Below are 14,890 nucleotides of genomic sequence, written 5' to 3' on the forward strand. Positions count from 1 at the left end.
AGCTTACATTTTTTGAATTTAATAATTGACAAATATACACTGCATTTTTCTAGAGATACTAATTCCTTACCTCCAGATAACACTACAATCATTTTCTTGCATGACTCCCTGGGATGTGTAGAACTTTGGAGGGATTTCCCAAAGAGTATAGAATCAATTTGTAATTGTAATGTACTTTCTTACGATAGACATGGGTATGGAAAATCCTCTCCTTTTACAGTTATTCAAAGAAATAATGACTATCTTCTTAAAGAAGCTATGATCTTAGGAAAAATTCTGGATCAATTGAGCCTTTCTAGAGTAGTTTTATTTGGTCATAGTGATGGCGGTAGTATAGCTTTGTTGGCGGCTGCTCTATTCCCAGAAAAAATAACTGGTATTATCACTGAAGGAGCTCATGTGTTTGTTGAAAAAAAGACAATCAAAGGAATCAAAGAGGCAGTACGATTGTTTAAAAATACAAATTTAAAAGAGCGACTATTTAAATATCATGGTGAAAAGACAGACGCTGTTTTTAAAATGTGGACAGAAACCTGGCTTTCTCCTTCTTATCAATCATGGAACATCGAGAAATATCTTCCTAAAATAAAATGCCCGTCTCTTATTATTCAGGGAGAAAATGACGAGTATGGCACTCTGGAACAAGTCTATTCCATTGTTGAAAAAACCACAGGAGAGTCTAACTCTTTAATACTCAAAAACATTGGCCACACTCCGCACAAGGAAAATCCCCAAATTGTAATTGAAAAAGTCAATCAATTTTTACGCAAAATCGGTATATCATGTTAAAGAATTGATAAATTCTATATTTCTTGATATTTATTTAAAAACTTGTAACAATTATCTTTAAATCATTTCACTATGCAATTCATCAAATCAACTTTTTTGCTATTCTTGATTATGTCTGTCTGTAATGCTCAAGAAAAACTCGAATATCAAAAGCCTCCAAAAGAAATTTTAGAACTTGTAGATGTTAAGTTAGCTCCTTCAGTAAGAGTAGATTCAAAAGGGGCAAATCTGGTATTCTTATACAGAGATAGTTACAAAACAATTTCAGAATTATCAGAAAAAGAAATGCGATTAGCCGGATTACGTATTAATCCCAAAACAAATATTTCTAGTAGAGCTAATTATTTTAACGATGTAAAAGTTAAAAGGACTTTGGATAAAGAAGCAAAACAAGTTACAGGACTTCCTGAAAATCCAAGAATAACAAATTTCGTTTGGTCTCCGGATCAGAGTAAAGCTGCATTTACCAACACCACCAAAAGTGGAGTCGAACTTTGGATTTTGAATATTTCAGAAGCGAAAGCGACAAAAATCACTGATGCCATTATTAATGCAAACATGCGAAATCCCTTTAAATGGTTTAGAGATAACTCGGCCTTATTGGTGAAGTTTATACCAAGTACCCGAAAACCTCTTATTGATGCTCAAAAAGCTATTCCGGTAGGACCTACAATTACAATGAGTGATGGAAAAAAAGCTCAAAATAGGACTTATCAAGATCTATTGAAAAATCCAAATGATGAATATAATTTTGAACAGTTAGCAATTTCTGAAATTAAAAAAGTTACCCTAAATGGAAAAACGGAAAATTGGGCTCCAGCCGCAATGTACAGTAATTTTTCATTTTCACCAGATGGTAAATATGTTATTGCTACCGAAATTCAAAAACCATTTTCGTACATAGTCCCTTACAGACGTTTTCCGCAAGAAACCAAACTGTATAAACATACTGGCGAAATCGTTAGAACTGTAAACAAGGTACCTCTTACAGAAGTGCTACCGAAAGGATTTATGGCAACACGCACCGGAAAAAGATCTATGACATGGCGTTCGGATCGACCGGCAACGTTAGTTTGGACAGAAGCTTTGGATAAAGGCGATCCCGAAGTTGAAGTTGAATATCGAGATGAAGTGTTTCAGCTTGAAGCCCCATTTACAGGAAGTCCAAAGTCTATTTTAAAAATGATCAATCGTTTTAGAGGTATTCAATGGACCAATGAGGAAGTGGCCGTTGCCTATGATTATTGGTGGAATACCCGAAACACTAAAACTTATATTTTTAATCCATCAAAACCTGGTCAAAAACCGAATATAATTCACGATCGAAATTATCAAGACAGATATAGCGATCCGGGAAGCCCCGTTACCATAAAAAATAAGTACGGATATTCTGTGATTAACATCGAAAATAACAACATATATATGATTGGAGATGGTTATACCAAAGAAGGGCAATTCCCATTTATAGATAAATTTAGTTTAAAGTCCAACACCTCCTCTCGCGCATATCAATCAAAATATACTGATAAAGTAGAGAATATTTATACGGCTATTGATTTAAAAAAAGGGGAATTTTTGGTAAGAATAGAATCTCCTAATGAATACCCCAATTATTATATTCGCAACATTAAAAAAGAAAATGAACTTACTCAAATAACGTCTTTTGAGAACCCTTTTGCTAGTCTACAAGATGTACATAAAGAAGTAATCAAATATAAAAGAGATGATGGATTAGAATTATCAGGAACTCTTTATCTGCCCGTTGGATATGATAAAACTAAAAAAGAAAAAATGCCCATGATTCTTTGGGCATACCCAAGAGAATTTAAGGATAAAAGTAGCGCTTCACAATCTACCTCGAACCCAAATGAGTTTACTTATCCTTTTTGGGGTTCTATGCTATATTGGGTTACAAGAGGTTATGTTGTATTAGATGGTGCATCTTTCCCTATTGTTGGAGAAGGAGATGAAGAACCTAATGATTCTTTTAGAAAACAATTAGTCGCAAATGGTAAGGCTGCTATAGATGCAGTAGATTCATTAGGATATATTGATCGAGATAGAGTAGCTGTTGGAGGCCATTCGTATGGAGCATTTATGACCGCTAATTTGCTATCGCATTCTAATTTATTTGCTGCAGGTATTGCCAGAAGCGGGGCTTACAATAGAACTCTTACCCCTTTCGGTTTCCAAAGCGAAGAAAGAAGTTACTGGGAAGCTCCAGAGGTGTATTACAATATGTCCCCTTTTATGCATTCAGATAAGATGAAGACTCCTTTATTATTGATTCACGGTCATGCTGATAATAATTCGGGAACATATCCCTTGCAAAGTGAACGATACTTTAATGCCCTAAAAGGGTTGGGAGCAACAACTAGATTAGTTATGCTTCCCAAAGAAAGCCATGGATATAGAGCCAAAGAGTCGATTCTTCATTTGCTATGGGAGCAAGATCAATGGTTAGAAAAATATGTCAAGAACAAGAAGAGTCCTAAACAACAAGGAACTAATTAAATAGTGCACTTAAAAAAGACTATGACAACAATAATTATAGTCTTTTTTAAGGCAAAAGATTTTTGGCAATAATATCTCTAAGGTCATTTTTATTCAATGGCTTATTGATAATATCATTCATCCCGATTTCCAGACACTCTTCCTTTACTTCACTTAGTTCTGATGCAGTTAATGCTATTATTGGCGTAGTTTGATCAAATTCTCTTATTCGTTTCGTAGCCTCAATACCATTTAAATACGGCATATTAAGATCCATTAAAATCAAGTCGAAATCTTCTTTTTGAACCATTTGTAAGGCATTGAAGCCATTTTCAACAATGGTACATTCATATCCAATAAGATTTAGCAGGTTTTTAGTCACTATTTGATTGATCTTATTATCTTCGGCAACCAAAATCCTTCTAAATTTTTGGTTAATACCACTATTTTCCAGATTTAGTTCATTTTCCCCTCTTTCATCGATAACCTCCAATGTTAAGTCAAAATAAAACTTTGTACCTCTTCCCTCCTTGCTATCGAGATGAATTTCACTATTCATCATCTCTAAAAGATTTTTTACAATAGACAATCCTAATCCAGTTCCTTCTGATTTATTAAACTCTCTTCCAACTTGCGAAAACTTCTCGAAGACGAATTCCTTTTTGTCTTCTGGAATGCCTACACCATTATCCTCGACTTCATAACGAATAGTAATCTGGTCTTTATCAATTGACAGAATTTTTACTCTAAGCCATATTTTTCCATTTTCTGTGAACTTGGCTGAATTTCCGATTAGGTTAATAAGCACTTCAGATAATTTAAGAGAATCCACATTAAGTACTTCAGGAAGTTCTTTTTGCACTTCTAAAATAAGTTCATTGTTCCTATTTTTTGCCTGATATTCAAAAGAATATAATAGGTTTTGAGAAAGTTGAAGAAGATTGGTTGGAGTTTTTGTAAGTTTTTCAGCATTAGATTCTATTTTACTTATTTTCAATACCTTGTTAATTAGATCAAGAAGATAATCTCCCGAAAATTTTAAGGAATTAAGCAATTTTTTATGCTTGGCTTGAATTTCATTATCCTCAAGTAGTAATGTAGTAATCCCCACTACGCCATAGAGTGGAGTCCTGAGCTCATGACTTACTGTTGAAATAAATTGAGACTTAATACTGGTTAATTTTTCAGCTTCAATCTTTGCCTGAATTAATTGTTCATTTTTCTCTTCTAAAACTTTACTAAGTTTTTTCTTTGACCTATAGCCTCGATAAAAGAAAAATATCCCGGCAAGCATCAGCATAAGACCAATTGAAATTATAGTAATTAATTTATTACTCTTTGCTATTTTTGCTAGATACTCTTTTTCTTTTGTAGTGACTTCTAACTCTCTTTGAAATTTGTCTAAACTAAAACTTGCATTTGCAATTTCTATTCGTTTCAATTTTTCTTCATCAAATAGCTTATCCTTGTAATACAAATATTTATTAATATTATAATATGCAGAGTCTATATTATCCTGTTTTTTGAAAGCGTCAGACTTTGCCTTATATGTATCTGTAAGTACAGAAAGTATTTCTTTTTCTTCTACATCTTCTATAACTTCGTTAAATAATTTATTTGCTTTTTGCATCTCATTCTTTCCAACATAATATCTGCCTAATAAATATTTAACATCGCAAATAGCAACAATATCTCCAGAATCTTTGGCTAGTTTTTCAGCCCTTTTCAAATAAGGGTATGCGATGTCAAACTCTTCTTCATCTATATAGGTCCAGCCAATATTTAATATTGGTGCAAGTTTTTCTGATTCGACATTAATTTTTTCTGCGATTTGTAGAGACTGATTATAGTAGTAAAGGCCTTTATCAATATTTTTATATCCTTCAGAATATACATTACCCAATCCGTTTAAACTACGTAATATTCTAATTGAATCGTTGGCTTGTTTTGAATATTTAAGGGATTCTTTATAGTGAATTTCTACATTTTTAAAATCTTTAACGATCTCATAATTACTTGCCATCAAATAGTGACCAATAGTTTTGTAGGTGTCACTATCTATTTGATACGCAAGATCTATTATCTTAATAGCATAATCTAGTGATTCTTTAATTTTATATTGAGCAAGAAAATCACTAGACCTTTTTTTATAAGCTAATAAACTATCATTTATAGTCTCGTTTGCCAAGTCCTGACTATAAGCAAAGCATACGCTACCTATAAAGCAATGTAAAACAAATATTATCCTTAAGGCCCCCAAATTATAAATTTATACTATTCAATGCTTCCATCGAATACTTTATTACTAAAAATTTATACCCCCAAGTAAATGAGAACTTTTAATTATTTGTTTAAATTAAGGAAAAAACATTAAAAAGTATTTAAAATAGCATTGATATCTCTTATTGTATACTATTTTTCTGTATTGTGGTATTGTGAAAAAGATAATAATTTCAAAAAAACACCTCTTTTGAGTAATTTCAAAAGAGGCTATATAAATACTTTTAAAATTACCTAAACGTTGAATAAGAAATGCATTACATCTCCGTCGTTTACTATATACCCCTTACCTTCTACTCCTAATTTTCCGGCTTCTCTTGCTTTGGCTTCACTACCATAACTTACAAAATCATCATATTTGATTACCTCGGCTCTAATAAAACCTTTTTCAAAGTCTGTATGTATTACCCCGGCAGCTTGCGGTGCTGTCGCACCTATATTTACAGTCCATGCCCTAACTTCTTTGACTCCTGCGGTAAAATATGTATGCTGGTTAAGTAATTTGTATGCTGCGCGAATTAATACAGAAGCTCCAGGTTCTTCTAGTCCCATATCTTGCAGAAACATTTGTCTTTCTTCATAATCATCAAGCTCGGTTATATCTGCCTCGGTACCTACGGCTAATACGATTACTTCTGCATTTTCTGAAGCTACAGCTTCTTTCACCTTATTTACATACTCATTACCGCTAACTGCTGATCCTTCATCTACATTACAAACATATAATACTGGCTTATCAGTAATAAACTGCAACGGTTTAACATAAGCCAACCGATCATCATCAGAGATATCAATTGCTCTTACTGAGACCCCGGCTTCCAGTCCTTCTTTTAGTTTTAATAAAACTGCTTCTTCTTTTTGCGCCTCTTTGTTACCGGTTTTTGCAGCGCGTTTTACCTTATCGAGTTTCTTTTCTACACTTTCAAGATCTTTCAATTGTAATTCAATATCTATGGTCTCTTTATCTCTTATTGGGTCTATAGATCCATCTACATGAACAATATTATCATTATCAAAACATCGTAAAACGTGAATAATAGCATCGGTTTCGCGAATATTACCTAAAAATTGATTCCCTAAACCTTCACCCTTACTCGCCCCCTTTACTAATCCCGCAATGTCAACAATCTCTACTGTTGCCGGAATGACACGCTCTGGATTCACAAGTTCTTCTAATTTTTCCAGTCTTATATCTGGAACATTTACCACACCAATATTTGGTTCAATAGTACAGAAAGGAAAATTTGCACTCTGCGCCTTGGCATTTGACAAACAGTTGAATAAAGTTGATTTTCCTACATTTGGTAATCCTACGATTCCTGCTTTCATAATAATTGTAAAATAGTATTTGAGACACATTTTAGTTATCTCATTTTTTAAGAGTGCAAAGATAACAGTATTATTGCGTATCATACAAGTACAGATACACAAGATTGAAAAATCGCGCCTTGTTTGTAATGTATTGAAAAACAGAATTTTATATCATATTTTCATTTTTTTGTAATTTTAAAGTCCAACAAGTAAACACAATGAAAACTTTTAGAATTCTAACTTTAGTATCATTTATGAGCTGTGCATCAATAGTGGTTGCACAAACCGAAGAAGGTAAATCCAAGGAAAATTCATCAAAAGAAACAGTGACTAAGATCATTCGGATCAAAGGGCCAAATGGTGAGGAAAAGGTTATAAAAAAACAGGAAGTTATTACTAAAAAGAGTAAAATCAAACTCAATCCAGGCGATGAAGATAAAACAAATCAGGCGGCAACATATACAGATGCAGAGGTCCAAGTACAAAAATCACATTCTTCTTCTGATCAAGATTCATACACTTTGATCAAAGAGAGCAACGGATATCGTATTACTCTTTTAAGTAAATCCGGAAACAAAGTATCAAAAGCAAGACCTGTAAGTAGTGGATATTACATCATAAATATGGGGGAAACAGATAACTGTCTTGGACATTTCGATAAGGAGAAAAACCTTATTTTAGAAAGATATGATCCTAAATCTGATCAAGTGATAACTACGGTTTACAAAGTGAAATAGTCTTCTATTAAAAAGCTTTTACCATAATATTACGATTGGATCTGTAAGATTTGACTTTTGAAATCACAATAAATAAGTATACTGTTAATTATTTATTAGATTCGATATGATTAGGGTAATTCTTACTTATATTAGCAAGAATAATCTTAAAACCTTAAATTATGTTACAACGTATTTTAAAACTAGAAGGAGTTGAAAAACTAAACAGAAAAAAGCAACAAAAAATTCATGGTGGTGGATGGCCAACCAATGAAAGAGATTGTATTCTCTGCGGTGGTGAATGGGGTGCTCCATTATGCCGGTTACCTATTGATTCAGTCTGCCTTTAAAATTTAATTATTTTAACTAAAGTTACAAGAGCCTTATCCAAAAAGGCTCTTTTTTTGTTTTCTATTTATGTTCATTTCCACTAAAAAAATGTCTAAATAATTAACTTTTAAATATCTTTAACATCACAATCATCCTAAATAAACACTCTTTACATGAAAAAACTCACTATTCTTTTATTCGTTTTATGTGCTAATATTTGTCTAGGTCAGCAAATAGTTAGTGGTACAGTTACAGATGCTTCAGGGGTACCGCTACCCTTTGTCAATATTTTAGAAAAAGGTTCTGAAAAAGGAACCACCACAGACGACCAAGGTTATTATACCATAGCGGTAGATGCCAATGCAACCCTTATTTTCAGTTTTATAGGTTTTCAAACTCAAGAAATACAAGTAGGAACTCAAGAAAAAATTGATGTAACGCTATTAGAAGGAGAGGCTCTAAGCACTATTGTTGTTGTTGGTTCGAGAAGTCCAAAACGTACTGCCACTGATACTCCTGTCGCTATAGACATCATAGATATGCAGGATATCATAACCAAAAGTGGTAAGATAGAAATTAATGAACTCCTACAATATACTGCTCCTTCCTTTAATGCAAATAAACAGTCGGGTTCTGATGGTGCCGACCATATTGATCCTGCTACTTTAAGAGGTCTGGGGCCAGACCAAACCCTTGTATTAATTAACGGTAAGAGAAGACACTCTTCTTCTTTGATCAATATTTTTGGTACTCGGGGACGAGGAAATTCGGGAACAGATCTTAATGCAATTCCAGCTTCGGCGATTAAAAGAATTGAAGTTTTAAGGGATGGTGCAGCAGCACAATATGGATCTGACGCCATTGCGGGCGTTATTAACCTTGTTTTAAAAGATAATATCGATGAATTTACAGGAAGTATTAGTTATGGTGCATACAATACAAATGCACAAGGAGATTTTCCCGATGGGACTCCCAATACGGATGGAAACCGTTTAGATACTGATGCTGATGGAAATCGTATTGGCGATGACCAGGATTTTGACGGAGGATCTGTAAAAATAACTGCAAATTATGGGGTCGAAATTGGTGAAAGAGGTTTTGCTAACGTTACTACAGAGTTTTTAAGTAAAAATAAAACACTTAGGCCTGGTTTCGATTTTAGAAGGGGGTTTGGTGAAGCGGCCATAGATGGCTTCAATATTTTTATTAATTCGGGTATACCGCTATCAGAAAAAACAGAATTATATCTTTTTGGTGGTAGAAACTATCGTGATACAGACGCATTCGCATTTACCCGTAATGGTGGTGAGCGCGTTGTTACAGAAATATATCCTAATGGCTTTACTCCAAGAATTACTTCCAATATCATCGACAATTCTGTTTCTGCGGGTATTAGAACAGAGACAGATAGTGGCTGGAAAATTGATATAAATAATACCTGGGGTAAGAACAACTTCCATTATTTCATAAAAGGAACTTTAAACGCATCTCTGGAAGCTGTTTCTCCAACCGATTTTGATGCTGGTGGCCATAGTTTAAGTCAAAATACAACTAGTCTTGATTTTTCTAAATACCATCCAAATATTCTAAAAGGACTAAATATAGCTTTTGGTACAGAGTACAGGACAGAAAACTTTACCATTTTTGCTGGTGAAGAAGGGTCATATGCTACCTTCGATTCTAATGGTACGGCAGTTAATTCTAATACCAATTTTTTAGATCTACCTTATTTTAGACCTAACGGAAATTTCATCACAACAGATTTTGATGCATCTGGAGATGGTTTTCAAACCGATTTATTTATTGATGCAGATGGTTTAGCTCAAAATTCTAATGGAGATTATGTGGCTCGAGCTACAGTAGATGATGCTAACGGAAACAGACCTTTAGTTGTTGTTACAGACCCTAACGACCGACAAAGAATTGATGAACTTGCTATTCAAAGACCCGGTGGTTCACAAGGTTTTCCTGGATACAGCCCGGCTAATGAAGTGGATCGTTCGAGATCGAATTTGTCGATTTATGCAGATGCAGAACTGGACATTACTGATAGTTTTTTACTAGGAGGTGCGGCAAGGTTCGAAAACTACAGTGATTTTGGAAGCACCATCAACGGTAAACTAGCATTTAGAATAAAAGCAACTGAGGACATTAATATTCGAGGATCTGTGAGTACGGGTTTTAGAGCTCCCTCTCTCGCACAAATCTATTACAATCTGAGATTTACAGACTTTCAAGGGGGTACGGCTACAGAAACCTTACTTTCACCTAATAACAGTCCTGTTACAGCATCCTTTGGAATTGACGCTCTTGAAGAAGAAACTTCTATAAACGCTGCTATTGGTGTTACCGCAAATATTGGCAATTTTACAGCTACTGTAGACGGTTATTTGATTAATGTAGAAGATAGAATAGTATTAACGGGTACGTTTGCTGCGCCTCAAATTCCCAATGTTAATGAAGCGCAATTTTTTGCCAATGGTGTGGACACAGAAACCATTGGTCTGGATATCATACTTTCATGGAAAGGAAACTATGATTTTGGAAATATTTCTGCAACTTTGGCTGGTAACATTAATGATATGACGATTGAAGAGGTTAAGAATGGTGACCTGGATGAAAGTATTTTCTTTGGAGAAAGAGAAAAAGCTTTTCTATTGGCTTCTGCTCCAGAAAGTAAATTTACCTTCAATACAACCTATAGCAAGGAAAAATTTAATGCTGGTATTGCTTTAACTCGTTTTAGCGAAATCACTCTCATAGATTTTGCAGATACTGAAGATAATTACAGTGCAAAAATTGTCGCCGATCTCAATCTTGGTTATAGCCTAACCGATAATCTGAAATTGACAATAGGTGGAAACAATATTACTAACGAGTATCCAGACCAACAAAACGATGGAGAAACCGAAGCGGGAGGATATTGGGATGCTGTGCAAATGGGATTTAGCGGAGCGTATTATTATGCCAGGTTAGATTTCAATTTCTAAAAAAACTATACCCATCATAAAAAATGCCATTTCGGAAACGATGATGGCATTTTTATATACGCTATTTACAAAAGTTTTCACAAATGATTTTCTTTATTTGTAAAAGATGGTTTATGCAACGTAATTTTGCATTAAAATTAATTGTAGACCACATTCATGAAAGAATTAACCCGTTATTTTTATAATCTCTTTGTATCAAAAGGATTTTCAGAAAGTACTGCAGAATACTTGAATCTAATAATTGATGTTATTATTCTGGTAATTAGTATCTTAGTTTTAGATCTAGTAATAAAAAAAGTGTTTGTCACAATTTTTAAAGCCTATGCTTCAAGATCTAAAAACACTTTTGATGATTACCTGGTCAAAAATAAAACTTTTGATTATTTAGCTCATATTATACCACTTTCACTAATTATCTGGATTTTACCCGAATTGTTTATCGCTTTTCCAACAGCAGAAAGATATCTCGAATTACTATTTGATATCATGGCTATAGTTTTGGTTATTTGGATTGTGAGAAGTGTTTTAAGAACATTTAGAGACTTTTTAAAATCCTTAAAATCTTTTAAGGATAAGCCTATAGACAGTTATGTACAGGTATTTATGATTTTTGCATGGTCTATTGGGGCTATTTTGATATTCTCTTCAATAACTGGAAAACCGATCTGGACATTTCTTACGGCATTGGGAGCTATGTCTGCCATAATTCTTTTGATATTTAAAGACACTATTTTAGGTTTTGTTGCCAGTGTACAAGTAGCCGTAAATGACACGGTAAGAATTGGTGATTGGATCACTATGGATAAATATGGAGCAGATGGAGATGTAATTGAAATAAATTTATCCTCGGTAAAAGTGCAGAATTTCGATAAAACCATTACCACAATCCCAACCTATTACCTAACTACAGATTCTTTTAGAAACTGGCGAGGAATGATGGATTCTGGCGGAAGAAGAATAAAAAGGTCTTTATTAATAAAGACATCCAGTATTTCATTTTTATCAAACGAAGATATTGTTAAGCTTAAAAAAGTAGCACTTATTCATGATTATTTAGTGAGTATCCAGCAAGAGATAGATCTTTTTAACACCCAAAATAGTATCAATAAGGAAATTCCTATAAACGGTAGAAACCTCACAAATATGGGTGTTTTCAGAAAATACGTAGAATCATACTTAGAAAACCATCCGTATATCAATCAAAAAATGACCATTATGAGTCGGCAATTGGAACCAACTGCTCAGGGAATTCCACTAGAGATATATGCATTTAGCAATGACAAAGTTTGGAAAAATTATGAGAGGATAATGGCCGATATTTTCGATCATTTATTATCTGCAATACCATATTTCAATTTAGAAGTATTCGAATTAAATTATACTACAGAAAATTAATTTATATAAATCAGTATTAAATTTATGATTACAAGTTTTAGATTAATTAGTTACCTAGAAGGCATTTCATATTTACTTATTTTATTCGTAACCATGCCTTTGAAATATATGTTCGAGTCTCCAGAACCAAATAAAGTAATTGGTATGGCGCATGGTTTTTTATTTCTACTCTATATCGTATTCGCTTTTGTAATACGACCAGAAAAACAATGGAACAATAAAACCCTAGGTATTATATTACTTTGCTCAATCATACCCTTTGGAACTTTTTGGATGGATAAGAAGTATTTGAGTGTGTGAGTGTGTGAGTGTGTGAGTAAGAAAAACAATTATTTAGTCTTGATCTTAACTCAACTACTCACTTACTAACAAACTCAATCACTACTCAGGATATTCTATTCTTAAATGATAAATGTTGGTGAGCTTGCGTTTAAATACTTTTTTGATTTGTTGAATTTCTTTAAAAGTTATGTTTGCGTTAATAAACTGGTCGTTTTCCATTTGTTTTGTAACAATCTTTTCTACGAAAGTATCAATAAGGCTACTAGTCGGATTCTTTAAACTCTTTGAAGCCGCCTCTACACTGTCGCTCATCATCAAAATTGCTGTTTCTTTAGAGAACGGTTTTGGTCCAGGATACCTAAAATCTTCAATATTAGCATTTTCATTACTTTCCTTTTCTTTCGAATAAAAATAATATACAGAGCTAGTACCATGATGGGTTCTGATAAAATCAATGACACGATCTGGCAACTTGTATTTTTTGGCAATTTCTACTCCCCTTATAACATGATTTATAATGATTTTGGCGCTTTCTTTTGGAGACAAAACATCATGAGCATTACCCGAAGCAGATTGATTTTCGGTGAAATACGTAGGGTTAACCATTTTTCCAATATCATGATACAATGCTCCTACCCTTACCAGCATTGCATTAGCTCCAATTTCATTAGCCGCTGCCTCTGCAATATTCGCTACATTCAATGAATGATGGAAAGTTCCTGGGGCCTTATTTGATAATTCTTTCAGTAAAACCGAATTGGTATCACTAAGTTCCAGTAAGGATACATCAGAGATTAATCCAAAAAGTTTTTCGTAGGCATAAATTAAAGGATGAACAATTAGCGTGGCAAATCCACTGATAACAAACAAGACAACAGTTGTCCAGTCTATATTACTTATACTACCTTCATGAATGACGTGAAAAGCGATGTACGCAATGATATAGATCAAGGTAATTTGTCCAACCGAAATGAATAGGTTTGCCCTCTTGAATGACTCCGAAATAGTTAGTATAGTTACAATCCCTGCAATAATTTGTAAAAAAGTATACTCATAACTATTTGGCACTACAAAACCTAATATGAGAACGGTTACTACATGGGTAAACAACCCCAGTCTTGAATCAAAGAACGCTTTTAACACCAATGGAAGAATACATAAGGGCACTACATAGATATAATCTGACCTGTATTTAACTACCAAGGTGGTAACCAATACCATAAAAATGATATTAAAAAAGATAAAAGTTACCTGAGCATTATTTGCATAAATTTCCTCTCTGTATTTTCTAATAAACAATAACAACATCATCAGTGCAAGAGAAACCAACAAACAATACCCCAAGACTATCCAGTAGAAATTTTTATCGCTCCAAACTTGTGATTCATACTCAGCCTTCAAAGAATTCAGAATTTGAAGCTTATCCCCCTCAACCACTTCTCCTTTAGCAATAATTCTGCTTCCACGAGAAACTCCTCCTCTAGTAGTCAATACTTTGGCCAACTCGTTTTCCAGTGTACTTTCAGTTAATTTATCATTTAGCCTAACATTAGGTTTTACCAGATCAAAAAATAAGGCTACAAATCCACTTTTAAACTTAATATACTCACTCTTGTCAATTCTCGAATTAATAAGTTTTGTAACTGCATCTGGTGTGAGTATTTGTCCGAATGTAATTGCCTCTGCTTTGTTTCCTTTATTTAAGAATATTTGTCGTTTATTTCCATAAGAGTATGCCTCTTGTAATACTCCGTATCTATAGATATCATTAAGTAAAATTCTTCCAAAAAGTTTAGCTTGGTCTCGAGAACTGCTTTGGCTTAATGTTTTAAGATTGCTCACAAAAGCTTCATCATAAGATTCTTTGGCAGTATTGGCAATAATAGTATCATACTCAAAATACGGAATGATATTATCGGTGATACGTTTTTTTTCAGTTTCTATTTCCTCTTCAGTCTTTGCAATAGCAAAGTCAAAAGGGGCATACAGATTCTCATACTGCCAAGGCTTTCCTTTAGCAAATTCATATTTAAAAATTCCTCCCTTAGGAAATAAATACACAATAAGTGTTGCGGTACATATAAAAAGAAAAATCTTATACATAGTGGATTTCTTTTTATATACTGTGTCCAAAAATCTTCTCAAAACAATGATATATAAGTTTTTCAAAAGTACTAAATCAAAGTTAGAAGTACTGAGAATTTATAAATTTAGATGAACAATATTTGATAGACTTACTAAACAATATTTGATAGACTTACTACTTAATTGATTAGTGAGTTTTAGACTAAATAAATGTAAATA

The 14,890-nt window shown here is 33.4% G+C and carries 10 protein-coding genes; 7 read left to right on the forward strand and 3 right to left on the reverse strand.

What is annotated here, in order from left to right; translation table 11 throughout:
- Nucleotides 1–12: 12 nt before the first annotated feature.
- Both ACFSJT_RS01280 and ACFSJT_RS01285 read left to right on the forward strand, forming a co-directional pair.
- On the forward strand, nucleotides 13–789 hold the full coding sequence (locus ACFSJT_RS01280) for an alpha/beta fold hydrolase (RefSeq protein WP_378318371.1): 777 nt from the start codon (nucleotides 13–15) through the stop codon (nucleotides 787–789).
- A gap of 72 nt (nucleotides 790–861) precedes the next feature.
- The gene (locus tag ACFSJT_RS01285) at nucleotides 862–3,303 is read left to right on the forward strand and encodes an alpha/beta hydrolase family protein (RefSeq protein ID WP_378318372.1); all 2,442 of its coding nucleotides are present in this window, start codon (nucleotides 862–864) and stop codon (nucleotides 3,301–3,303) included.
- 46 nt (nucleotides 3,304–3,349) lie between these two features.
- Here ACFSJT_RS01285 and ACFSJT_RS01290 read toward each other — a convergent pair whose 3' ends face one another.
- Complete coding sequence (locus ACFSJT_RS01290; RefSeq protein ID WP_378318373.1) at nucleotides 3,350–5,470, reverse strand: tetratricopeptide repeat-containing hybrid sensor histidine kinase/response regulator; 2,121 nt, start codon at nucleotides 5,468–5,470, stop codon at nucleotides 3,350–3,352.
- Nucleotides 5,471–5,796: 326 nt separating this feature from the next.
- Nucleotides 5,797–6,891, reverse strand: a complete 1,095-nt coding sequence (gene ychF, locus ACFSJT_RS01295; RefSeq protein WP_378318374.1) for a redox-regulated ATPase YchF — start codon at nucleotides 6,889–6,891, stop codon at nucleotides 5,797–5,799.
- Nucleotides 6,892–7,091: 200 nt separating this feature from the next.
- On the opposite strand from ychF, the gene ACFSJT_RS01300 reads away from it, so the two are divergent.
- From ACFSJT_RS01300 to ACFSJT_RS01320, 5 genes are all read left to right on the forward strand, one after another.
- Nucleotides 7,092–7,610 (forward strand): hypothetical protein, encoded by a 519-nt coding sequence (locus ACFSJT_RS01300; RefSeq protein ID WP_378318375.1) that lies wholly within the window; start codon nucleotides 7,092–7,094, stop codon nucleotides 7,608–7,610.
- Between the two features lie 161 nt (nucleotides 7,611–7,771).
- On the forward strand, nucleotides 7,772–7,939 hold the full coding sequence (locus tag ACFSJT_RS01305; RefSeq protein ID WP_378318376.1) for a hypothetical protein: 168 nt from the start codon (nucleotides 7,772–7,774) through the stop codon (nucleotides 7,937–7,939).
- Between the two features lie 153 nt (nucleotides 7,940–8,092).
- Complete coding sequence (locus ACFSJT_RS01310) at nucleotides 8,093–10,909, forward strand: TonB-dependent receptor (protein ID WP_378318377.1); 2,817 nt, start codon at nucleotides 8,093–8,095, stop codon at nucleotides 10,907–10,909.
- A 156-nt stretch (nucleotides 10,910–11,065) separates the two neighbouring features.
- Complete coding sequence (locus ACFSJT_RS01315; RefSeq protein ID WP_378318378.1) at nucleotides 11,066–12,304, forward strand: mechanosensitive ion channel family protein; 1,239 nt, start codon at nucleotides 11,066–11,068, stop codon at nucleotides 12,302–12,304.
- Nucleotides 12,305–12,328: 24 nt separating this feature from the next.
- Entirely contained in the window at nucleotides 12,329–12,604 is a 276-nt protein-coding gene (locus ACFSJT_RS01320) for a DUF3817 domain-containing protein (RefSeq protein WP_378318379.1), read from the forward strand.
- Nucleotides 12,605–12,685: 81 nt separating this feature from the next.
- On the opposite strand, the gene ACFSJT_RS01325 is transcribed toward ACFSJT_RS01320, so the two are convergent.
- On the reverse strand, nucleotides 12,686–14,689 hold the full coding sequence (locus tag ACFSJT_RS01325) for an HD family phosphohydrolase (RefSeq protein ID WP_378318380.1): 2,004 nt from the start codon (nucleotides 14,687–14,689) through the stop codon (nucleotides 12,686–12,688).
- Between the last annotated feature and the right edge of the window lie 201 nt (nucleotides 14,690–14,890).

The sequence above is a fragment of the Aquimarina celericrescens genome (genome assembly GCF_042682765.1).
In the GTDB taxonomy this organism is placed as follows: Bacteria; Bacteroidota; Bacteroidia; order Flavobacteriales; family Flavobacteriaceae; genus Aquimarina; species Aquimarina celericrescens.